Genomic DNA, 20159 nt, shown 5'->3' with positions numbered 1-20159 from the left:
ATCCTTTTCCGTGTCGGGCAGCACCGCGCCGATCTTGACCAGCGCCTCGTCGGCGGCCCTTGCCATCGCCGCGCCGCCAAAGGCGCGCACCATGCGGGCGCCGGCAACCAGCGCCACGATCTCGTCACGCGTGAACATCAGCGGCGGAAGGTCGAAACCTTCCCTCATCATGTAGCCGACACCCGCCTCGCCGTCGATCGGCACGCCGGTCGACTGCAAGTCGGCTATATCGCGGTAGATGGTCCGCTCGGACACCTCGAGCCACGTCCCGAGCTTCTGCGCGGTGACCAGTCTGCCTCCGCGCAGATGCTGCACGATCTGGAAAAGCCTGTCGGCGCGGCGCATCGTTTGACCCCTTGGCTTCGGTTCTACGCATGCCGCGGTCCCAAAACCGGTTCCCGCAGGTTCGAGGCTGCTTCAATAACGCAAGCCTCCTGACAACATAGTGTCAGGAGGCTGCAGCCACTCCACCACCGGACAACGGCGTCTTTCCTGAAACCCAGCGTTTCAACCGACATTACATCTGGGCGCGCCATGGCCGCTATCCAAGTCATGCGCCGAAAAATTTCAGTTCTCACGCACGCGGCCGTTATAAAGGTCCGGCCAACCGATGTCCTTGCGAATGTCCGCCGGCAAAGTGTTCAGGAAACGCTGGGTCCGGATCTCGTTCCGCACGGTGCGGATCTTGCCGACATAGTGCTGCACGCTACGCAGGATGGTAAAACCGTTCATGACCGAGCTCCTCTTTTTGACGAGAGGAGTATCTCACACCCCTGCTGACAGCAGTCTGTCAGCAGGGGTGCGAGGTAGCCGAAGCCGGCGCCAGAACGATCAGCGCGGTCCCATGGATGTCCCTTCGTTTGTCAGGAGCGATGCGGTGCGAAAGCGCCAAGAACCGCTTTGACAGCCGCCGAGGATGCTGCTCAAAGGCGGCATGACGAAACTGCTCGCCCTTGTCATCATCGGCATCATGCTCATCCAAATCATCAAGCCGCTCGGCTGGCCGGGGCTGAAGCGCCGCAGCGATTTCTGGAAGCTGGCGCTGCTTGCAATGGCCGCAATCTCGCTGGCGGCCGTGCTTGGTCATTGGGCTTGAGGCACGTCGATTTGAGGTGAGGACGGCCTGCGAAGGGCGGCGCTGGCCCCCGCTGGTTCGACGCCTCAGCTGGGAGTGCGGCCGGCAAAGATAAACCGGGCCTTGGCCGCCCGGGTTCTCAGCGCTTTAGGGAAAGCTCAAAGCGCGTCGACGCGCTTCAAGCCGTTATTGATGCATATCGTTGCCCCAGAACCGCTGCACACTTCTGGGCGACATGCATTGCTATCAGGCGGCCTTTTCCAGCGCCGGCTGCCATTGTCCGAGCGCCGCCAGATGATTCATGTGGGCGCGATGGATGAAGGCAGCCTGGCCGGCGGCGACGTTCGACGCCTTGCCGCTCCAGGCCTTCTGCGCGGCCGCCTGCAGGGCGCGGCCGTAGGAGAAGGAGAGCTTCCACGGATGCGGGCCGATGACATTGATGGCGTTAAGGTTGGCCGTCGCTTCCTCGTCGTCCTGGCCGCCCGACAGGAAGGCAATGCCGGGCACCGCCACAGGCACGGCTTCGCGAAACAGCTTGATCGTCTTCTGGGCGACCGCTTCGGGACTGTCCTTCTTGCCCGATTTCTTGCCGGAGATGACCATGTTCGGCTTGAGGATGGTGCCTTCGAGGACCACGCGCGCGGCATAAAGCTCGCCATAGAGCTTCAGCAGGGTCGCCTTGCTCACCTCGTAGCAGGTGTCGATCGAGTGGGCGCCGTCCATCAGCACTTCCGGCTCGACGATCGGCACGATGCCTGCCTCCTGGCAGAGCGCGGCGTAGCGTGCCAGCGCATGCGCGTTGGAGGCGATCGAGGTGGCTGACGGCACGCCCTTGGCGGTGTCGATGTCGATCACCGCGCGCCATTTGGCGAACCGGGCGCCGAGCTTATAGTAGTCCGCCAGCCGCTCGCGCAGGCCATCGAGACCCTCGGTGATGGTATCGCCGGGAAAGCCGGCGAGAGGCTTGGCGCCGACATCGACCTTGATGCCCGGAATGGCGCCGGCGGCCTTGATGATGTCGACCAGCGGCGTGCCGTCGGCAGCCTTCTGGCGAATGGTCTCGTCATAGAGGATGACGCCGGAAATATACTTGGTCATCGCCTCCTTGGCGCGGAACATCATCTCGCGATAGTCGCGCCGATTGTCGGCGGTCGATTCGACGCCGATGACGTCGAAGCGCTTCTTGATGGTGCCGGAGCTCTCATCGGCGGCCAAAAGGCCCTTGCCATCCGCCACGATCGCGGCGGCAATGTCTTCGAGACGTTCGCTCATGGTGCTCTCCTAAGGTTCGTTTCATTCCGCGCTAACAGAACACTACCGCCAAAGGAATGACGCCGAAAAGCTCGAATCGATTGAAAGTCTCGATAGCTGCGTCCGCTCGGAGAGTCTTGAATTGACTCAGCGCTTCAGCACCTCGACGCCCGGCAGCGGCTTGCCTTCCATCCATTCGAGGAAGGCGCCGCCGGCGGTGGAGACATAGGTGAAATCGTCGGCGACGCCGGCATGGTTGAGCGCGGCTACCGTGTCGCCGCCGCCGGCGACCGAAACCAGCTTGCCTTCCTTTGTGCGGGCTGCCGCATGCTTTGCCGCAGCCACCGTGGCGCGGTCGAAGGGTTCGATCTCGAATGCACCGAGCGGGCCGTTCCAGACCAGCGTGGCAGCGCGGTCGATCCAATCGGTGACGCTCTTCACGGTTTTCTCGCCGACATCGAGGATCATGCCGTCTGCGGGCACGTCGGAGATGGCGACGGTTTGGCTGGCGGCACCCGCCTTGAATTCCTTCGCCACGACGCCGTCGGCGGGCAGAATGATGGCGCAGCCGGCTTCGGCCGCCTCGATCATGATCTGCTTGGCGGTGGAGGCCAGGTCATGCTCGCAGAGCGATTTGCCGACATCGGTACCGCGCGCGGCGAGGAAGGTGTTGGCCATGCCGCCGCCGATGACCAGCGCGTCGACCTTCTTCACCAGGTTCATCAAAAGATCGATCTTGGTCGAGACCTTGGCGCCGCCGACGATGGCCACGACGGGCCGCACCGGATTGCCGAGACCTTGTTCCAACGCGTCGAGCTCGGCCTGCATGGTGCGGCCGGCATAGGCCGGCAGGCGGTGCGCCAGGCCTTCGGTCGACGCATGCGCGCGGTGCGCGGCGGAAAAGGCGTCGTTGACGTAGATGTCGCCATTGGCGGCGAGCTTTTCGGTGAAGGCCTGATCGTTCTTCTCCTCGGCCTTGTGGAAGCGGGTGTTTTCCAAAAGCAGGACGTCGCCATCCTTCATGGCGGCAACCGCGTCGGCGGCCTTGTCGCCGATGCAGTCGGAGGCGAAGCCGACCGGGCGGCCGAGCACTTCCGCCGTGGCGCGAGCGATCGGCTCGAGCGAAAATTCGGCCGACGGGCCGTCCTTCGGACGACCGAAATGCGCGAGCAGTATCACCCTGGCGCCTTTGCCGGAGAGCTCGGAAATGGTCGGCGCGATGCGCTCGATGCGGGTGGCGTCCGTCACCTTGCCGTCGGCGACGGGAACGTTGAGGTCGACGCGCACCAGGATGCGCTTGCCGCCAACGGCGCCGATATCGTCGAGTGTCTTGAAGCCGGCCATGGTCGTCCCTTCCGCCAAAAACGCGGCGACCTTACCCGCCACCGGGCACGATGCAAGGCCTGGGCCGCACAGCGCGTGCAAAAATGATGTCGTTGTGTGACGTCAGCTCTCGCTGGCTGATTTTGGCGCTATGGGCTTGGACGTCGTCATTTCGTCCGGCTCGCTTTGAGGAACCTTGCTTGGCGCTGGTTTGCGCCAGCCGCGGATAAAGGCGGCGATGCGGTCGGCGATCTCGCCGGCGCTCAGGAAAACCGGCACGCGCGCCACCGGCGCGGTCGGCTCGAAGGACAGGCCAAGCCCGGTGATCCGGCCCTTCTCGTCGACATCGCGTACGATCAGCTCGATCGGGCCGATCATCACGCGGTCGGCATATTCGGCCTGGCCGCCGAGCCGCTCGGTGACCAGCGCCGCGACGGTGAGCTTCTGTTCGGCCTCGGTGAGGCCGGGCCCATAGGCGGCTTCGAGCTCGGCGGCGGAGCGGGCCGGATCGACGGCAAAGGCGCCAAAGAAGTCGGCATCCTCGGGGTCGACGACGGCGCGGCTGGCGAAGAGCTTGTCGAGCAAGCGCGGATAGCGGTCCGGCACGAAGATGTAGACCTGATCGCCGGCGGCGAGCCGGCCCATGTCCTGGAACCGCATGGAGCGGCCATCGCGCAGCACCAGCGAAGGCCTCGCCCAGCGCGGGATGCGTTCGCCGCGCGCCACCGGACTACCGGGGGCGACGCGATAGGCGAGCAGCTCGTGGTGAGCCGAGCCCGGCAGCTCGAGCTCGACCTTGTCGAGAGGTCCAAGCCTTGCCGGCACGATGAGGCCGAGGCGGCGCGCCAGCGGACCGACGGTCCAGCCCTGCACCACCAGCGAGACCAGCACGATGATGAAGGCGACATTGAAGATGAGGCGACCGTTGGCGAGGCCGCCGAGCAGTGGCGTGATGGCAAGCAGGATCGAAACGGCGCCTCGCAACCCAACCCAAGAGACGAAAGCGACCTCCGGACGTGGCAGGCGGAACGGCATCAGGCAGAGCCAGACGGCCAAGGGCCGCGCCACGAAGATCAGGAACAGGCCGAGCAGGATCGCCGGCAGCAGGATCGCTGGGAATTGCGAGGGCGTGGCAAACAGGCCGAGGATCAAAAACATGATGATCTGCGCCAGCCACGACATACCGTCCTGGAAGCGCTTCAGGATGGTGACGGCGCGAATGTCGGAATTGCCGGCGACGAGGCCGGCGAGATACACCGCAAGGAAGCCCGAGCCGCCGATGGCGCCCGCCGCGGCGAACACCATCAGCGACAGCGTCAGCACGAAGATCGGCAGCAGGCCATGGTCGAGGTTCAGCCGCTCGACGAGGCGCACGATCGCCAAGCCGCCGAGCACGCCGATGATGGCGCCGAGTCCCATGTTGATGACGAAGCCGATCACCAAACTGGTGGCGAGAACGTTTGCCTCGGGGTTGGCATGCGCGGCGATGATCTCGACCAAAGAGATGGTGAGGAAGATGGCGATCGGATCATTGGTGCCGGATTCAACCTCGAGCGTCGAGCGGACGCGCTCGCGCAAATGGATCTCCCCGGCGCGCAGTAGGAAGAACACCGCCGCTGCGTCGGTCGAAGCGACGGCGGCGCCGAGCAGCGAGGATTCCAGCCAGCTGAGATTGAGGAGGTAGTAGGCGGCGACGCCGAAGATGCCGGTGGTCAGGAGGACGCCGACGGTGGCCAGCGACAGCGCCGGCCCGGCCGCCTGGCGCAAGGCGTTGAGCGGCGTGCCGAAACCGGAATCGAACAGGATAATGGCCAAAGCCAACGAGCCGGCGAAATAAGCCAGCCGCGCATTGTCGAATTCGATGCCAAGGCCGTCGACCCCGGTGGCAAGGCCAATGCAGAGGAAGAGGAGCAGCAGGGGTGCGCCGAAGCGAAAGGCGATCAGGCTCGAAAAGGCGGCGGCGACAACAAGCGCTGTGCCGACCAGCGTCACGAGATAGATCGCATGCTCCATCCGGAATTGCCCCTCAAATCCGCGTCCCTCCCGCTTTACGGCAGAGTGGGGCGAAGACATGACCAGTGCAAGGCGGCAGCGTGGCTTTTTTGCCCCATGCCGCTGCGTCGAACGAAAAACGCCCGGCCGAAGCCGGGCGTTTCACACGATCAAAAAGGAAGCCTGAGGTCAGGCGATGGTCTTGCCGAAGGCGACAGCCGTGTCGCCCATGCGGTTCGAGAAGCCCCATTCGTTGTCGTACCAGGAGAGTACCGAGACGAAGTTGCCGTCCATGACCTTGGTCTGGTCGAGCGCCGCGATCGAGGAGTGCGGATCGTGGTTGAAATCGATCGAGACGTTCGGGTGATGGGTGACCGAGAGCACGCCCTTCAGCTTGCCCTTGGAGGCGGCGATCAGCGCTTCGTTGATCTCCTGCGCGGTGGTCGAGCGCTTGGCGATGAATTTGAAATCGACGACCGAGACGTTCGGGGTCGGCACGCGGATGGAGATGCCGTCGAGCTTGCCCTTGAGGTCGGGCAGCACCAGACCGATCGCCTTGGCGGCACCGGTGGAGGTCGGGATCTGCGACAGCGCCGCGGCGCGGGCCCGGTAAAGGTCCTTGTGCATGGTGTCCAGCGTCGGCTGGTCGCCGGTGTAGGAATGGATTGTCGTCATCATGCCCTTCTCGATGCCGACGGTCTCGTGCAGCACGGCGGCAAGCGGGGCCAGGCAGTTGGTGGTGCAGGACGCGTTGGAGATGACGACGTGGTCCTTGGTCAGCTTGTCGTGGTTGATGCCGTAGACGACCGTGAGATCGGCGCCTTCGGCCGGGGCCGAGACGATGACGCGCTTGGCGCCGGCGGTCAGATGCGCGGCAGCCTTGTCGCGCGCAGTGAAGATACCGGTGCATTCGAGCGCGATGTCGATGCCGAGATCCTTCCAGGGCAGCTGGGTCGGATCCTTGATGGCGGTGACCTTGAACTTCTCCTTGCCGACGGAGATCTGGTCGCCGTCGACCGTCACTTCATGCGGGAAGCGGCCATGCACGCTGTCGTAGCGGAGCAGATGCGCGTTGGTCTCTACCGGCCCGAGGTCGTTGACGGCGACGACATCGATGTCCTTGCGGCCGGATTCATGAATGGCGCGCAGGATGTTGCGGCCGATGCGGCCAAATCCGTTGATGGCAACTCTGACGGTCATGTTTCTCTCCCTGGGGACTGGAAAGTGGATGGGTCCGCTGCTTCATAGCGGCGGGCGTGCAAAGAATCCAGCCGCAGAAGCCGGAATTTAAATCGATTAGGTTGGTCCAGTCCGGCGACATCCTTTGAAGGGCTTCGCCGGACGGGGCGTTGCTTTTTGTGCATGCCGCTCGAGATCGCTGCGCGCTTTTGAGCGACATGCGATGGCTCACTTGCCGTGCAGGCGTGCCTCCACGGCCTTCGCCGCGGCCTCGGCGGTGATGCCGAAATGCGGATAGAGCTGCTCGATCGAGCCGGAGGCGCCGAAGCCGGTCATGCCGACGAAGATGCCGTCGATACCGATCAGGTGGTCCCAGCCCTGGCGGATGCCGGCCTCGATAGCGACCTTCACCTCGGCGTTGCCGATGGTCTTCCTGCGATAGTCCTCGTCCTGCTGGTCGAACAGCTCGAAGCAGGGCACCGATACGACGCGGGTCGGATGGCCGTGTTTTTCGAGCAACTCGCGGGCGCCGAGGGCGACCTCGACCTCCGAGCCCGTGGCGAAGATCGTCACGGCCGCCTCGCCGTTTGCCGCGGCAAGCTCATAAGCGCCCGAGGCGCTGAGGTTCTTCTCGCTGTGTTCGCTGCGCACGGTCGGCAGGTTCTGGCGGGTCAGCGCGAGCGTCGAAGGCGTCTTTTCGGACTCCAACGCCAGCTGCCAACATTCCGCCGTCTCGACCGCGTCGGCCGGGCGGAAGACGTTGTGGTTCGGAATGGCGCGCAGTGCGGCCAGATGCTCGACCGGCTGGTGGGTCGGGCCGTCCTCGCCGAGACCGATCGAGTCATGGGTCATGACGAAGATCGAGCGGATGCCCATCAGCGAGGCAAGGCGCATCGAGGGCCGGGCATAGTCGGAGAAACACAAGAAGGTGCCGCCATAGGCGATCAGGCCGCCATGCAGCGTCAACCCGTTGATGGCCGCCGCCATGCCGTGCTCGCGGATGCCGTAATGAACATAGCGCTGGCCGTAGTCGTCCGGAGTGATGTTCTTGGTCTGGCTGGTCTTGGTGTTGTTGGAGCCGGTGAGGTCGGCCGAGCCGCCGATGGTTTCGGGAACAGCGCCGTTGATCACTTCCAGCGCCATTTCCGAGGACTTACGGGTGGCCACCTTCGGCTTGTCGGCCGAGAGCTTCTTCTTGTACTCGGCGATGACGGCGTCGAAATTGTCCGGCAGCTTGCCGGCGAGGCGGCGCTCGAATTCGCCCTTCAGCTTGGCGTCGGCCTTGGCAAGGCGGCCTTCCCAATCGGCGCGCGCCTTGGCGCCGGCGGTGCCGACGCCGCGCCAGGCGTCGAGGATGTCGGCCGGAATCTCGAAGGGCGGCGATTCCCAGTTGAAGAATTTGCGGGCGCCGGCGATTTCGTCGGCGCCGAGCGGCGAGCCATGCGCCTTGTTGGTGCCGGCCTTGGTCGGGGCGCCGAAGCCGATGGTCGTCTTGCAGGCGATCATCGTCGGCTTGTCGGAATGGCGGGCGGCTTCGATGGCGTAGGCGATGGCTTCCGGATCGGTGCCGTCGATGTGGCTGGCGTTCCAGCCGCTGGCCTGGAAGCGGGCGACCTGGTCGGTGTTGTCGGCGAGCGAGACCGGGCCGTCGATCGAAATGTTGTTGTTGTCCCAGAAGACGATCAGCTTGTTGAGCTTGAGATGGCCGGCGAGCGCGATGGCTTCCTGGGAGACGCCCTCCATCAAGCAGCCGTCGCCGGCCAGCACATAGGTGTAGTGGTCGACAAGGTCGTTGCCGAAGGCGGCGTTCATGATGCGCTCGCCGAGCGCGAAGCCGACCGAGTTGGCGAGGCCCTGGCCGAGCGGACCGGTGGTGGTCTCGATGCCGGCGGCATGGCCGTATTCGGGATGGCCGGCGGTCTTCGATCCGAGTTGGCGGAAATTCTTGATCTGGTCGATCGTCATGTCCTCGTAGCCGGTGAGGTACAGGAGCGAATAGAGCAGCATCGAGCCGTGGCCGGCCGACAGGATGAAACGGTCGCGGTCTGCCCAGTGCGGGGCCTTGGCGTCGAATTTCAGGAAGCGGGTGAACAGCACCGTAGCGATGTCGGCGCAGCCCATGGGCAGGCCGGGGTGGCCGGAATTGGCCTTCTCGACGGCGTCCATGGAAAGAAAACGGATCGCATTGGCCATCCGATCATGTTGTTCACGCGAGGTCATGCTTCCTCCGGAATAGGGGTTGGAGCTTTGGGAGAGCCCGTGGAAAGGGTGCGCGACACATAGCAGGCGCGGCCTTTGAGTCAACAAATCGGTGCTTTTTTGCCGGCCTTGTGAAGGCGGCGGCGACGCTACATTAGCGTTAGCGGGGGACAGTCGCGAGAGCTTTATTGACGCGCGCTTCACCCGGCGCCTAATCTTTCCGAGATAACGCGTTCTGAACGCGAGCGATTCGGTGACGGGCAGGGCATAGGACGAAGGCCATGACCGGGGAAACGACCCTCAAGGAAGTCATCGCCAGGCTCGGCAAAGCCATGGAGGGACTGGAAAACGCCGTGGCGGCGCGGCTCGAGCATGAGCGCGACTATTCCGAGGCCGAGGCCGAGGTGCAGCGCATGAACGCCGACCGCTCGCGGCTGGCGCAGGAGCTCGACAATTCCGAGGCCCGCGCCGAACGGCTGGAAGATGCCAACAAGGAAGTGTCGCGCCGGCTGGTGACCGCCATGGAAACCATTCGCGCGGTACTGGACAGGTAAGCCAATGGCACAGGTAACCGTTTCCATCGACGGCAAGCAGTACCGGATGGCTTGCGACGAGGGCCAAGAAGAGCATCTGATCGACCTCGCCGAGCGCTTCGACCGGTATGTCATGCATTTGAAGGATTCGTTCGGCGAGATCGGCGACCAGCGGCTGACCGTCATGGCCGGCATCATGGTGATGGATGAGCTTTCGGAGCTCAACAAGCGGGTCAAGGGCATGGAGAGCGAGGTGCTGACGCTGCGCAAGACGCGCGACGAGGCGCTGACCAAGGCCGACAAGAGCGACAGCGTGCTGACGACCGCGCTCGCGGCACTTGCGCAGCGCATGGAAGACCTTGCGACGACGCTGGCGGTGAAGAAGGCTTAAGCCGCCAATCCCCTGCGTCCGCTATGGAAATTCTGCTGTCTTTTCCAGGAAAAGCAGAAATTTTTCCATCGTTCCGATCACGCTTGCAGACACAAGCCTTTTGAACCGTTCCTTCCGGCGGTATAGAAGCTGACACGCGCCGATGGGGTTAGCCCAGGCCGGCGCCATGTCACAGGGTAGGGAGCACGCGATGAGCCTTCGTATCAACGATATCGCGCCGGATTTCACGGCCGAGACTACGCAAGGGACGATCAATTTCCATCAATGGATCGGTGACGGCTGGGCAGTGCTCTTCAGCCATCCGAAGAACTTCACGCCGGTTTGCACGACCGAGCTCGGCACGATGGCCGGGCTCGAGGGCGAATTCAAAAAGCGAAACGTCAAGATCATCGGCATTTCCGTCGATCCGGTGTCGAGCCACGACAAATGGCAGGCCGACATCAAGACAGCTACCGGCCAGACGGTGAACTATCCGCTGATCGGCGACAAGGATCTCGCCGTCGCCAAGCTTTACGAGATGCTGCCGGCGGGCGCCGGCGAGAGCTCTGAAGGGCGCACGCCGGCCGACAACGCCACGGTGCGCTCGGTCTACGTCATCGGCCCGGACAAGAAGATCAAGCTGGTGCTGACCTATCCGATGACCACCGGCCGCAACTTCGATGAGATCCTGCGCGTCATCGATTCCATCCAACTGACGGCCAAGCATCAGGTCGCGACGCCGGCAAACTGGAAGCAGGGCGAGGACGTAATCATCACCGCCGCCGTCTCCAACGAGGACGCGATCAAGCGCTTCGGCGCCTACGAGACGGTGTTGCCGTATCTGCGCAAGACCAAGCAGCCGACAGCGTGAGCTTTCCTTCTCCCCGTTCCACGGAGAAGGTGCCCGAAAGGCGGATGAGGGGCGGCGCGGCGTTCGGTGATTACCGCGTCAACGGACTTTGTCCTGACGTGATAAGCTCGTAATCCCGGCGCTGCCCCTTATTGTCCTGCCGGACATTTCTACCTGTATAGTGACGGGGAGAAAGGGGCGAACCACAGCTTTCGCCAATCGCGGGCGTTGTAGGTGCCAAAAAGAGACGGCGGCGCCAGATCACGGCGCCGCCGTTTTGTCTTTGCGTAATGCCTCGAGCTTTTACGCCGCCGGCTGCGCTTCGATGGTGCGCAGCGCCTGGTTTTGACGCTTGGCCGCGGCCTTGACCGCGTCCTGCACCTTCTCGAAGGCGCGCACCTCGATCTGGCGCACGCGCTCGCGGCTGATGTCGAACTCGGCCGACAGCTCTTCCAGCGTCAGCGGCTCTTCGGCCAGACGACGCGCCTCGAAGATGCGCCGCTCGCGGTCGTTGAGCACCGACAGCGCGCCCGACAGCATCGAGCGCCGGTTTTCCAGCTCGTCCTGCTCGATCAGCATCTCTTCCTGGCTTTCGTGATCGTCGACCAGCCAGTCCTGCCATTCACCGGACTCACCTTCGCTCGCCCTGATCGGGGCGTTGAGCGAAGCGTCGCCCGACAGGCGACGGTTCATCGACACCACTTCGGCCTCGGAAACGTTGAGACGCGTGGCGATCTCGGCAATCTGGTCGGGCTTGAGGTCGCCGTCGTCGAGCGCCTGGATCCGGCCCTTCACCTTGCGCAGGTTGAAGAACAGGCGCTTCTGGTTGGCGGTGGTGCCCATCTTGACCAGGCTCCACGAGCGCAGGATGTATTCCTGGATCGAGGCCTTGATCCACCACATAGCGTAGGTGGCGAGCCGGAAGCCGCGCTCCGGTTCGAATTTCTTGACAGCCTGCATCAGGCCGACATTGCCTTCCGAGATCACCTCGCCGATCGGCAGGCCGTAGCCGCGATAGCCCATGGCGATCTTGGCGACGAGCCGCAAATGGCTGGTGACGAGCTTGTGCGCGGCGGAAGTGTCCTGATGCTCGGCATAACGCTTGGCGAGCATGTACTCTTCCTGGGGCTGAAGCATCGGAAAACGACGGATTTCTTCCAGGTAGCGGGCGAGACCGCCTTCACCGGAAACGATACTGGGTAGTGACTGGGCCATGATAGCGCCCCCTCTCTATTGGAGTGATGCCCCCTAACGCGGCGGGCATATAACGCGAATGCCAATCGGCTCATTCGCGGCAACTGCTGTATATAGGAACAAAACCAGAAAGGACAGGCATTTGTTCAACACGAAACAGTGTGTCACGCTGAAGTGAACAACGCCAGTCAGGTTTTTTGATGCTGGTTTGAAGCGTCTTGATGGCGGTTCAGAGCATCCGAAAGCCGCCGACAAGTTCCTCCATGTCCCTCGGCATCGGCGCCTCGAACCGCATCGGTAGATGGGTGGTCGGGTGTCGGAATTCAAGGAGCCAGGCATGGAGCGCCTGTCTGGAAAATGCCTTGACCTCGCCTTTCAGCGGTTCCGGCAGCCGGTTGGCCTTCGTGCGGAAGGCCTGGCCGTACTCCGGATCGCCGACCACCGGATGACCGATATGCGCCATATGCACCCTGATCTGGTGCGTCCGGCCGGTCTCGAGGCGGCATTCGATCAGACTTGCGGTGGTGAATTCCTTCTGCCGCCCGCCGAAACGCTCGACGACGGTGAAATGGGTAACGGCATGCCGGGCGTCGTCCCGGTCTTCGGGAACCACCGCGCGCCGTACCCGATCGGCGGCGCGGCCGAGCGCGGCCTCGACGGTGCCGGTCGGCCGCTGCGGAATGCCCCAGACCAGCGCCAGATAGGCGCGTTCGAGGTCGCCCGTCCGGCCATGATCGGCGAAGGCCTCAGACAGTGCCTTGTGGGCGCGGTCGGTCTTGGCCACCACCATGACGCCGCTGGTTTCCTTGTCCAGCCGGTGGACGATGCCCGGTCGCCTGACGCCGCCGATGCCGGAAAGACTGTCGCCGCAATGATGGATCAGCGCGTTGACCAGTGTGCCGGTCCAGTTGCCGGCGCCGGGATGCACAACCAGCCCCGCCGGCTTGTTGACGACGATCAGCTCGTCGTCCTCGTAAAGGATGTCGAGAGGAATGGCCTCGCCTTGTGGCTCGGCAGGCTCCGGCTCCGGCATGATGATCGCGACACGCTCGCCCGGCGCCATCTTGCGCTTTGCCTCCTCGACCGGCTTGCCGGCGATCGTAACCGCACCCTGCTTGATGAGGGCCTGCACGCGGCTGCGTGAGATCTCCGGGCCGAGCTGGGCGGTGAGCCACTGGTCGAGGCGCTTGCCTGCGGCATCGGCGCCGGCTTCCAGCTCCACCGCTCCATCCAACTCATCGCCCGGCAATTCATCCTGTCTCAAAATCGGGGCCCTATCAAAATCGAGGTCTCTTCGCTATGAGCGCTCATCGAAACCGTTGCGGATTGTTTAGTCATGGCCCGGCCGATCGCCGAAGAAGATGAGGAGAAGCCGCTCGACCCTGCGGCCGAAAAAGTGCGCCGGAAGCTCATCCGCTTCATGATCGTCAATCTCGGTCTTCTGTTCCTCGCCCTTATGGTGGTGATCGGAGCCCTTGTCTACAAAGCCCGCAATGCGCCCGGCGCCGGATCGGTGCATGCCGGCGATGTCCAGGCTCCGGCCGGCGCGCCCCTCTCCGGCGATATCGTGCTGCCGGTCGGCGCCAAGGTCGTCAGCCAGGCACTGTCCGGCAACCGCCTGTCGATCGATGCCGAGCTCGCGGACGGCAGCCGTTCCATCTTTCTCTACGACATTGCCGAGCGCCGCGTGATCGGCCAGTTCGCGATTCGCAACAAATGAGCGGCTTTGCCGATAACCGCAGCATTGCGACCGTGGCGCTCGTCGTCGAAAACTATGACGAGGCGATAGCCTGGTATGTCGATCGGCTTGGCTTTGTGCTGAGCGAGGACGTCGACCTCGGCGGCGGCAAGCGCTGGGTGACGGTCACGCCGGCAAACAGGCAGGGCGCGCGGCTGCTCTTGGCGGCAGCCTCCGGCGAGAGGCAGGCAAGCCGCATCGGTGACCAGACCGGCGGCCGGGTGTTTCTTTTTCTCGAAACGGACGACTTCGCCCGCGACCATCAGGCGATGCTTGGCAGGGGCGTCGAATTCCGCGAGGCGCCGCGCTTCGAGCCCTATGGCACGGTGGCGGTGTTTGCCGATCTCTACGGCAATCTCTGGGATCTGATCGAGCCGAAACGGCAGGGTTGACCAGGGCAGTCCGCAAAGTCCGCGAACAGTCCGAAACCCCAGTTGCTTTTTTCCGGCCTTCATCCTATGTAGCCGGTTCTTGAGCGCGCCCATCGTCTAGCGGTCAGGACACCGCCCTCTCACGGCGGGAACAGGGGTTCGATTCCCCTTGGGCGTACCATTGATTCCAATAATTTAGCTGCTTTGAACGACGACGCGTCGAATAGCGATCGAGAAGCCTTAGCCAGGCAATGCGCGAAGGAACACACAGCACCGTCGGCCGTTTGCCTTTCTTTCAGTGAAAGGATGAGACATGCCGACACCCGCTGAGCTCGAAGCGAAATTCTGGAAAGCACTGAAATCTGACATGACGATGATGATCGGCCTCGACGGCTCCAACATCATCCCTCGGCCCATGACGGCACAACTGGAGAAGGACGATACCGGTCCGATCTGGTTTTTCACGGCGAAAGATACGGAGCTTCCGATGGGCCTTTCCGGCGGCGACCAGGCAACGGCCACGTTCGTCTCCAAGGGACATGACCTCTTCGCAACGGTGCAGGGCAAGCTTCGCGTCGACAATGATCGGGCTGTGATCGATCGGCTCTGGAGCCCCTATGTCGAAGCCTGGTTCGAGGGCGGCAAAGACGATCCGAAACTCACGCTGTTGCGCTTCGATCCGGACCGAGCCGAAATCTGGCTCGATGCGTCGAGCGTGGTTTCGGGCATCAAGATGCTGCTCGGATATGACCCGAAGCAGGAATACAAGGATAATGTCGCCAAGGTCGACCTTTAGGGGCCGGTCGCGACAGGCTGTCGGCCGCGTAATTTCTGCTTGATTCTCGGTTGATGCGGCAAAGGCCTCCAGCCTGGAATGCAACCACGCATCCACTCTATGGGCTCGCGACCAGAATGAACCGCGCCAGTTTGCGGCGGCAATGCGTTACGCGCCGGGATGGAAGATAGGCGCACGAATCCGCCACTGGCGCGCGCCTGGCGTTATACTCGACGTTATCGGAGCGGCGCTTTTTGCCCCTGGGCTTTGAAGCCCCTGTTTCCGCGCTGTCCCACGAGAGGAAGGCGCTGCGCTATTTCCCGGTAAGAAACGGCGTGGCTCAGTCATGCGATAGCGTCTAGGCACCGATTCGGCCTTGGCTACCATCCCAATTGGATTATCTGGGAAAGATCGGCGATGTCGCCATAGATCATCGAGCCTTTGATGAGAAAACACTTGCCATGCAAGACCTCGGACAGTGAGCTCGACGCGGTGCAAACCGGCAAAACTTTATGGCCATTGGCTTCGGTCGGGCCGATGCTGATGACGAGGAAAGCAATCGCAACGAGAGTCGTTCTGCTCATATCCAACCCCTCAAGCCTACTAGCTGCCAGGGCTGCAAAACCGGTTGCCTCCTCAAAGTAGCATCGGGCAATGATGGGATTCATCGTATCGATTGGAGAAGCGGCTCATTCATCTGCCGTAGGCGCAAAGACGGATTAGCCCCCGCCTGTTCAGTGGCCTCCACCATGCAGGCTAACGCTTCTTTGTTTCCCAGCCGAACTACAACGCCTCGAATTGCCCACCACCAAGGCGCTTGAATTGCGAACTTCTTCAAAGCGTTCAGGAGCTTCACGACGTGCATCTATCGCGCTTGCTGAAAAAGGCGGCGCGGAACAGTGCAGCCTAAAGATGGGGGCGCCCGGCCTGTGGCATATCGGGGGACCTAGGGCAGACAGGCCGGGCCTTTTACCCCATGTGGGCAAGGGGCAAGTCTGTACTATGCGCCACCTTTCGACGGCTGACATTAGAACTTTAGGCGTAGCTAATAAACGCCGTCGCGATTAATGAGCGCAAGCGAGGGACCTTTGGTTGCCTCGGCGGCTACACCCCTGATGGGATTGACCGCTCATAGTCAGCACGCTCCCAAACGGAAGCGGCAAACCGCTCACCTGCGAAAGCGGGATGAGTTGCGCCTTGACCGTTGCAAGTCCTCGCGCTTCTCAAGACAGGCTTTTCGCAAACGCTGACGGACTTGGAGTGTGACCTTGCCGCGCCATCAACGCTGTGGTGGCACCGGATCGAGAAGGGTGACATCGTCGGGCCCCGCGGGTGGCAGTTCGCCATTGGGCGTCAGCTTGTTGACCGCCTCGGGCAAGTCCCTGGTTATCCTGGCTATCAGCTCATCGCGGGACAAGCCGGTCTGCATTGAAAGAGAAGCGAGCGTTTCGTCGTCTATTGCCGCCTCGACCTCTTTCGGCTCGATCGGCTGGTTGGGTCCGCTACTAACCCAAGAATCCACCTTGGAACCGGCTCCCGCATTTCTGAAGCGGTCGACAATATCCCCAAGCGCCGTCCCCGATACGCCTTTGGACAGCTGATCCAAGATCCCTCCCTGCAGACTGTTTGGATCGCGATTTCCCGCGCCACGGAGCAGCTCTCCGATCTTGTCGCGATTTTGGTAGGCGAGAATGCCCAATATGGCGACAGCCAGTCTTCCCAGGTTTGCCATTGATTGCCTCCCAGCAATTACAAGGGAAGAGCCGGTGATCACAAAGGTTCCGTCTAACGTGAAAAGTTTGCCGAGAGGCCAGCAAGCGAGGTCATCTTGCAATCAACAGGCTGGATCACGAGCCGCTTGATTTAGACGCATAAAGTCCTGGACGAAGGCCGCTCGGAAGGCCGCAAAAATCTCCGGTGGCACCCCCTTCAACCTGCTTGCCACTGGCGACAAGCCATACTGAAAGAATCCTGCTGGCCGCGATACCTATTGGCTTTTGTTCAGGAGCGTGGCGGGACCGAAAACCGGCAGCCGGGTCCTAGTGAAAAGAATGCCCGTACTCCTCGCTAAATCAAACCGCGCTCGGAACAAAGGTGTCGGACGCTTGTTGGGTTTACAGCACATCTGCCCAACTAGGAACTTCTCCATGAAAAATCGCCATCTACTGGTTGCGCTGACCACAGCCGCCGCCATCACATTTGCAGTGCCTGTCCTTGCCGCCGACGATGCGCAGGGGTTCGTCGACAAGGCTGCCAATGGGGGCATGTTCGAGGTCGAGTCGAGTAAGATCGCCCAAGCCAAAGCCCAGGATCAGGCGGTCAAAGACTTCGCCCAAAAGATGATCGACGATCATGGGGCGGCCAATGCAAAACTCGAAACGATTGCCGGCGAGCAGAAGCTCAAAGTGCCCGCCGAGACGGATGCCAAGCACAAGAGCGACCTCGACGCCCTTCAGAACGGCAAGGATCCGGTCGAAAAGACCTATGTGCAGATGCAGCGTGATGCGCACGCGGATGCCGTGGAGCTGTTCGTGAACTACGCCAAGGATGGCGACAATCCCCAGCTCAAGGCGTTCGCTTCGGAGACCTTGCCCACACTCAAAATGCATAAGGAAATGATCGAGAAGATCGCTTCCACCATGGACGATGAGACCGGCACGACGACGAGTTCGACAACTCCCGCCGTCACCACGACCGACACAAAAAATCCGGCTGCTCCGGTGCCAGGCGCCAATAGCTTCACCGAAGACCAGGCCAAGAGCCGGATCCAGGATGCCGGCTTCTCGGATGTCTCAGCGCTAACCAAGGACGATCAAGGCATCTGGCGCGGTCAGGCCACCAAGGACGGAAAGAAGACAACCGTGGCGCTCGATTATCAAGGCAACGTCGTTGCCGGCAGCAACTGAGAACGGATTGGAGTTCAACCATGAGAACCGTGACCGGACTATTTGACAATTATGACGACGCTTCCGATGCCGTCGGTGAACTCGAAGCAATCGGCGTTCCGCATTCCGACATCAGCATCGTCGCCAATAATTCGACCGGCTGGTACCAAGATGATCGCTCGAATGCCGCCGAAGATGCGGCTGGCGGTGCCGGTGTGGGTGCCCTCATTGGCGGCGCCGGCGGGTTGCTGACGGGGCTAGGGATCATGGCTATCCCAGGCGTGGGCCCTGTTGTCGCCGCAGGGTGGCTCGCCGCTACCGCTGCAGGCGCATTGGGAGGCGCAGTTGTCGGCGGGGCTGCCGGTGGCATCGTCGGAGCCCTTACCGACTCCGGGGTCCCGGAAAGGGATGCTCATGTCTACGCCGAAGGTGTGCGCCGCGGCGGGACGTTGGTCACGGCCAAGGTTAGCGACGCGTTGGCCGGCGAAGCCGAGCGCATCCTCGGTCAATCAAGATCGGTGAACTTGGAAGATCGCCGCAGTGCCTACGAAGCCGACGGTTGGACGAGCTTTGACGCTGGCGCCGAAAACTACACCGCCGACGAGATCGAACGCGATCGGGCGCGCTACGCAAATCGCGTTTGACGATATCGCCCCCAGGCGAAGGGCTTGGGGGCTTCACGCTCTGGCGCGTAGACAGCGCCTCCATGCCCGGAGCAACGCAGCTCGGTCCATCCGCTCAATAAAGTTCTCTGCGGCCTCGACGCGCGAGCCAGCTGTGATGCGGGGAGTGAAAAGTGATTTTGCGGCGCGCAACGCGCGGGTTACGCTATGTCACTTGCCAAAAGGAGGATGATGATGAAAGCCTTCCTCGGAACGATCTTAGCGCTGGGCCTGTCCGTCTCTGCAGCGTCAGCCAATTGCCCGGCACACGCGAAGGATCAAGCCTCAGTCGACGCGCAGCAGACGGCGAGTGTTGACAAGTCCGACACGTCAACATCGACGGAAATCAAGAAAGAAACCCCGGCGAAGTCGGAGTAGTGCTTCTTCTTCGAAGGTAGATTGAGAGAGTGTCCGCGCTGCGGGCCCCCGAAAGCCGGCTACCATGAAGAGCCATGCGGCGCGAGGACGGCGTGAGCGTCGCCGCTATCGCTGAGAAGCTTCGCTGATCGGCGACATGAAAGCGTAGCGGTGTCGCCAGTTCGGGCGTCTTCAAGGACGGTCTACAAATAGGGCTTCCGTCGGCTGCCGACGCTGAACCAAAAGTCTAAATGCCGGCTCGGGTCCGTTCACGAGACGCCCTCTCCAACAACAGCGACAGCTGATGCAGGTGGATCGATTGGGCGTCTTCAAGCAACGGCAGAAAGCTGGACGCCTTGCCTCGCGGCCACCGACGGCGCTTTAGCGCAGCGATGCGCGCGCGCTGGCGCTTGATGTGCTGCTCGGCCTGCAGAACATGGCGTTCCGCCATTTGGATGTCGTCGGCCAATGCCATGGTTGTAAACGGCGGTGTCGGGCAGGCGGTTCCGCTGACCCGGCCGGCCATCGAGCATGGTGCAAAGAGAGCCTTGTGCATCCTCCTTGCGGCCGGCGATGACCTGCTGGGGCGATGCCGTGTCGCCGCTTCTGGCGCAACGCCTCGGATTGAATTAGCATCCGATAATCAAAGTTTCGGCCGCGATCCAGCAGGATGCGGATTGCGGAACCAAGGGGGAAGCCGTGCGGCGGTCGCCTGCCGGGCGCCGATTCAAAGGCTGCCTGACCACATCGTCCGGCGGCAGGCGCGGCGGGGCCGGGAGGAGCCAATGCAAAAACTGCAGTCGCAAGGCGTCCATCACATCACGCTGGTCGGCGCCGATCGCCAGACCTCCATCGATTTCTGGGAAGGCGTGCTCGGCATGCCATTCATCTTCGAGCAGCCCAATCTCGACAAGGCGAGCGAAAGCCACCTCTATTTCGACCCGGGCGATGGCCGGCTGATCACCGTCTTCACCGACGAGAGCCGTAGCGCGGTCAAGCGGCGCACGCCGACCGATACCGGCTGTGTCCACCACATCGCGTTCTCGGTGTCGCGCGTGACGTTCCTGCAGGCAGTCGGCCGGCTCGACGAGCGCGCCATCAAGCACAGCGGCGTCAAGGATCGCGGCTTCATGGATTCGATCTATTTCGAGGATCCGCTTGGGCTGCTGATCGAGCTTGCCTCCTACCGGTTCGAGCCGCCCGCGGGCTTCAGCCATGCCGACGTGCTGATGGCGGCGCACAAGATCCGCGTTGCGCGCGGCGACTACAATATTGCCGAGGCGCACCTTGCCGACGCCATCCAGGCGCTGGTCGAGCGATCGCGCGAAACATTGTCCGAGAACCGGGCGGCGAAAAATCCATACTGAACAGGTCAGAGGGAGGACCAGATGGCAAAGGCTGCAAC

23 protein-coding genes and 1 tRNA gene are annotated in these 20159 nt (G+C 62.5%); 12 read left to right on the top strand and 12 right to left on the bottom strand.

Features of this window, described 5'->3' with window-relative positions; translation table 11 throughout:
- A partial coding sequence (locus tag EOA49_RS02735; RefSeq protein WP_127243043.1) for an HTH domain-containing protein occupies positions 1 to 345 on the bottom strand: 345 nt, incomplete at its 3' end.
- A gap of 222 nt (positions 346 to 567) precedes the next feature.
- Positions 568 to 732 carry a hypothetical protein gene (locus EOA49_RS02730; RefSeq protein WP_082953649.1) on the bottom strand — a complete coding sequence of 55 codons (165 nt, stop codon included), beginning with the start codon at positions 730 to 732 and terminating at the stop codon, positions 568 to 570.
- A 184-nt stretch (positions 733 to 916) separates the two neighbouring features.
- Here EOA49_RS02730 and EOA49_RS02725 point away from each other — a divergent pair, with 184 nt between their 5' ends.
- Positions 917 to 1096: a hypothetical protein gene (locus tag EOA49_RS02725; RefSeq protein ID WP_067319322.1), complete on the top strand. Its 180-nt coding sequence runs from the start codon at positions 917 to 919 to the stop codon at positions 1094 to 1096.
- Positions 1097 to 1321: 225 nt separating this feature from the next.
- Here the strand turns inward: EOA49_RS02725 and EOA49_RS02720 are convergent, their stop codons facing one another.
- From EOA49_RS02720 to tkt, 5 genes are all read right to left on the bottom strand, one after another.
- Positions 1322 to 2347: a class I fructose-bisphosphate aldolase gene (locus tag EOA49_RS02720; RefSeq protein ID WP_127243042.1), complete on the bottom strand. Its 1026-nt coding sequence runs from the start codon at positions 2345 to 2347 to the stop codon at positions 1322 to 1324.
- A 126-nt stretch (positions 2348 to 2473) separates the two neighbouring features.
- Complete coding sequence (locus tag EOA49_RS02715) at positions 2474 to 3670, bottom strand: phosphoglycerate kinase (RefSeq protein WP_127241944.1); 1197 nt, start codon at positions 3668 to 3670, stop codon at positions 2474 to 2476.
- 102 nt (positions 3671 to 3772) lie between these two features.
- The gene (locus EOA49_RS02710; RefSeq protein WP_095828387.1) at positions 3773 to 5662 is read right to left on the bottom strand and encodes a potassium/proton antiporter; all 1890 of its coding nucleotides are present in this window, start codon (positions 5660 to 5662) and stop codon (positions 3773 to 3775) included.
- Between the two features lie 168 nt (positions 5663 to 5830).
- Positions 5831 to 6841, bottom strand: coding sequence for a type I glyceraldehyde-3-phosphate dehydrogenase (gap, locus tag EOA49_RS02705; RefSeq protein ID WP_067002042.1), 1011 nt, complete (start codon positions 6839 to 6841; stop codon positions 5831 to 5833).
- Between the two features lie 207 nt (positions 6842 to 7048).
- Positions 7049 to 9040 carry a transketolase gene (gene tkt / locus EOA49_RS02700; protein ID WP_127243041.1) on the bottom strand — a complete coding sequence of 664 codons (1992 nt, stop codon included), beginning with the start codon at positions 9038 to 9040 and terminating at the stop codon, positions 7049 to 7051.
- Positions 9041 to 9300: 260 nt separating this feature from the next.
- On the opposite strand from tkt, the gene EOA49_RS02695 reads away from it, so the two are divergent.
- The 3 genes from EOA49_RS02695 to EOA49_RS02685 all read left to right on the top strand — a co-directional run bounded on the left by EOA49_RS02695 (position 9301) and on the right by EOA49_RS02685 (position 10793).
- Entirely contained in the window at positions 9301 to 9573 is a 273-nt protein-coding gene (locus EOA49_RS02695; protein WP_040973690.1) for a DUF4164 domain-containing protein, read from the top strand.
- Positions 9574 to 9577: 4 nt separating this feature from the next.
- Positions 9578 to 9943: a cell division protein ZapA gene (locus tag EOA49_RS02690; RefSeq protein ID WP_067002048.1), complete on the top strand. Its 366-nt coding sequence runs from the start codon at positions 9578 to 9580 to the stop codon at positions 9941 to 9943.
- A 190-nt stretch (positions 9944 to 10133) separates the two neighbouring features.
- Positions 10134 to 10793, top strand: coding sequence for a peroxiredoxin (locus EOA49_RS02685; protein WP_095778154.1), 660 nt, complete (start codon positions 10134 to 10136; stop codon positions 10791 to 10793).
- A gap of 282 nt (positions 10794 to 11075) precedes the next feature.
- Here the strand turns inward: EOA49_RS02685 and rpoH are convergent, their stop codons facing one another.
- Together rpoH and EOA49_RS02675 are read right to left on the bottom strand one after the other, a co-directional pair.
- Positions 11076 to 11987 (bottom strand): RNA polymerase sigma factor RpoH, encoded by a 912-nt coding sequence (gene rpoH, locus EOA49_RS02680; protein WP_067002056.1) that lies wholly within the window; start codon positions 11985 to 11987, stop codon positions 11076 to 11078.
- Between the two features lie 208 nt (positions 11988 to 12195).
- Positions 12196 to 13188 carry an RluA family pseudouridine synthase gene (locus EOA49_RS02675; protein WP_245460493.1) on the bottom strand — a complete coding sequence of 331 codons (993 nt, stop codon included), beginning with the start codon at positions 13186 to 13188 and terminating at the stop codon, positions 12196 to 12198.
- A 114-nt stretch (positions 13189 to 13302) separates the two neighbouring features.
- Here EOA49_RS02675 and EOA49_RS02670 point away from each other — a divergent pair, with 114 nt between their 5' ends.
- From EOA49_RS02670 to EOA49_RS02655, 4 genes are all read left to right on the top strand, one after another.
- Positions 13303 to 13686, top strand: a complete 384-nt coding sequence (locus EOA49_RS02670; protein ID WP_067002059.1) for a fimbrial protein — start codon at positions 13303 to 13305, stop codon at positions 13684 to 13686.
- Entirely contained in the window at positions 13683 to 14096 is a 414-nt protein-coding gene (locus EOA49_RS02665; RefSeq protein ID WP_127215033.1) for a VOC family protein, read from the top strand. Before EOA49_RS02670 ends, EOA49_RS02665 begins: the two co-directional genes overlap by 4 nt.
- Positions 14097 to 14181: 85 nt before the next feature.
- Positions 14182 to 14256 (top strand) — tRNA-Glu (locus EOA49_RS02660).
- Between the two features lie 132 nt (positions 14257 to 14388).
- Positions 14389 to 14871 carry a pyridoxamine 5'-phosphate oxidase family protein gene (locus tag EOA49_RS02655; protein ID WP_127215032.1) on the top strand — a complete coding sequence of 161 codons (483 nt, stop codon included), beginning with the start codon at positions 14389 to 14391 and terminating at the stop codon, positions 14869 to 14871.
- A gap of 359 nt (positions 14872 to 15230) precedes the next feature.
- On the opposite strand, the gene EOA49_RS02650 is transcribed toward EOA49_RS02655, so the two are convergent.
- Positions 15231 to 15518, bottom strand: a complete 288-nt coding sequence (locus tag EOA49_RS02650; protein WP_245456967.1) for a hypothetical protein — start codon at positions 15516 to 15518, stop codon at positions 15231 to 15233.
- Positions 15519 to 16129: 611 nt separating this feature from the next.
- Positions 16130 to 16582 (bottom strand): YidB family protein, encoded by a 453-nt coding sequence (locus tag EOA49_RS02645; RefSeq protein ID WP_067319306.1) that lies wholly within the window; start codon positions 16580 to 16582, stop codon positions 16130 to 16132.
- A 415-nt stretch (positions 16583 to 16997) separates the two neighbouring features.
- On the opposite strand from EOA49_RS02645, the gene EOA49_RS02640 reads away from it, so the two are divergent.
- The 3 genes from EOA49_RS02640 to EOA49_RS02630 all read left to right on the top strand — a co-directional run bounded on the left by EOA49_RS02640 (position 16998) and on the right by EOA49_RS02630 (position 18775).
- Positions 16998 to 17756: a DUF4142 domain-containing protein gene (locus EOA49_RS02640; protein WP_127240972.1), complete on the top strand. Its 759-nt coding sequence runs from the start codon at positions 16998 to 17000 to the stop codon at positions 17754 to 17756.
- Positions 17757 to 17776: 20 nt separating this feature from the next.
- Positions 17777 to 18379: a hypothetical protein gene (locus EOA49_RS02635; RefSeq protein WP_127240971.1), complete on the top strand. Its 603-nt coding sequence runs from the start codon at positions 17777 to 17779 to the stop codon at positions 18377 to 18379.
- 213 nt (positions 18380 to 18592) lie between these two features.
- A complete protein-coding gene (locus tag EOA49_RS02630) occupies positions 18593 to 18775 on the top strand; it encodes a hypothetical protein (RefSeq protein ID WP_067002221.1) in 183 nt (60 codons plus the stop codon).
- 226 nt (positions 18776 to 19001) lie between these two features.
- Here EOA49_RS02630 and EOA49_RS02625 read toward each other — a convergent pair whose 3' ends face one another.
- On the bottom strand, positions 19002 to 19310 hold the full coding sequence (locus EOA49_RS02625) for a hypothetical protein (RefSeq protein WP_127240970.1): 309 nt from the start codon (positions 19308 to 19310) through the stop codon (positions 19002 to 19004).
- A gap of 229 nt (positions 19311 to 19539) precedes the next feature.
- On the opposite strand from EOA49_RS02625, the gene EOA49_RS02620 reads away from it, so the two are divergent.
- A complete protein-coding gene (locus EOA49_RS02620; protein WP_095824037.1) occupies positions 19540 to 20121 on the top strand; it encodes a VOC family protein in 582 nt (193 codons plus the stop codon).
- Positions 20122 to 20159: the final 38 nt, after the last annotated feature.

The organism is Mesorhizobium sp. M1A.F.Ca.IN.020.04.1.1 (genome assembly GCF_003997315.1).
Taxonomy (GTDB): Bacteria; Pseudomonadota; Alphaproteobacteria; order Rhizobiales; family Rhizobiaceae; genus Mesorhizobium.
Note: the sequence above shows the minus strand (reverse complement) of the source record. Positions and strands in the feature narration are given on the sequence as shown.

Excerpts from the sequence above, each read along its gene's own strand:
- EOA49_RS02715 (WP_127241944.1), bottom strand. The coding sequence starts at position 3,670 with ATGGCCGGCTTCAAGACACTCGACGATATCGGCGCCGTTGGCGGCAAG.
- EOA49_RS02710 (WP_095828387.1), bottom strand. The coding sequence starts at position 5,662 with ATGGAGCATGCGATCTATCTCGTGACGCTGGTCGGCACAGCGCTTGTT.
- EOA49_RS02670 (WP_067002059.1), top strand. The coding sequence starts at position 13,303 with ATGGCCCGGCCGATCGCCGAAGAAGATGAGGAGAAGCCGCTCGACCCT.
- EOA49_RS02690 (WP_067002048.1), top strand. The coding sequence starts at position 9,578 with ATGGCACAGGTAACCGTTTCCATCGACGGCAAGCAGTACCGGATGGCT.
- EOA49_RS02730 (WP_082953649.1), bottom strand. The coding sequence starts at position 732 with ATGAACGGTTTTACCATCCTGCGTAGCGTGCAGCACTATGTCGGCAAG.
- gap (WP_067002042.1), bottom strand. The coding sequence starts at position 6,841 with ATGACCGTCAGAGTTGCCATCAACGGATTTGGCCGCATCGGCCGCAAC.
- EOA49_RS02695 (WP_040973690.1), top strand. The coding sequence starts at position 9,301 with ATGACCGGGGAAACGACCCTCAAGGAAGTCATCGCCAGGCTCGGCAAA.
- EOA49_RS02625 (WP_127240970.1), bottom strand. The coding sequence starts at position 19,310 with ATGCACAAGGCTCTCTTTGCACCATGCTCGATGGCCGGCCGGGTCAGC.
- tkt (WP_127243041.1), bottom strand. The coding sequence starts at position 9,040 with ATGACCTCGCGTGAACAACATGATCGGATGGCCAATGCGATCCGTTTT.
- rpoH (WP_067002056.1), bottom strand. The coding sequence starts at position 11,987 with ATGGCCCAGTCACTACCCAGTATCGTTTCCGGTGAAGGCGGTCTCGCC.
- EOA49_RS02685 (WP_095778154.1), top strand. The coding sequence starts at position 10,134 with ATGAGCCTTCGTATCAACGATATCGCGCCGGATTTCACGGCCGAGACT.
- EOA49_RS02720 (WP_127243042.1), bottom strand. The coding sequence starts at position 2,347 with ATGAGCGAACGTCTCGAAGACATTGCCGCCGCGATCGTGGCGGATGGC.
- EOA49_RS02650 (WP_245456967.1), bottom strand. The coding sequence starts at position 15,518 with ATGAATCCCATCATTGCCCGATGCTACTTTGAGGAGGCAACCGGTTTT.
- EOA49_RS02635 (WP_127240971.1), top strand. The coding sequence starts at position 17,777 with ATGAGAACCGTGACCGGACTATTTGACAATTATGACGACGCTTCCGAT.
- EOA49_RS02640 (WP_127240972.1), top strand. The coding sequence starts at position 16,998 with ATGAAAAATCGCCATCTACTGGTTGCGCTGACCACAGCCGCCGCCATC.
- EOA49_RS02620 (WP_095824037.1), top strand. The coding sequence starts at position 19,540 with ATGCAAAAACTGCAGTCGCAAGGCGTCCATCACATCACGCTGGTCGGC.
- EOA49_RS02630 (WP_067002221.1), top strand. The coding sequence starts at position 18,593 with ATGAAAGCCTTCCTCGGAACGATCTTAGCGCTGGGCCTGTCCGTCTCT.
- EOA49_RS02665 (WP_127215033.1), top strand. The coding sequence starts at position 13,683 with ATGAGCGGCTTTGCCGATAACCGCAGCATTGCGACCGTGGCGCTCGTC.
- EOA49_RS02655 (WP_127215032.1), top strand. The coding sequence starts at position 14,389 with ATGCCGACACCCGCTGAGCTCGAAGCGAAATTCTGGAAAGCACTGAAA.
- EOA49_RS02725 (WP_067319322.1), top strand. The coding sequence starts at position 917 with ATGCTGCTCAAAGGCGGCATGACGAAACTGCTCGCCCTTGTCATCATC.
- EOA49_RS02645 (WP_067319306.1), bottom strand. The coding sequence starts at position 16,582 with ATGGCAAACCTGGGAAGACTGGCTGTCGCCATATTGGGCATTCTCGCC.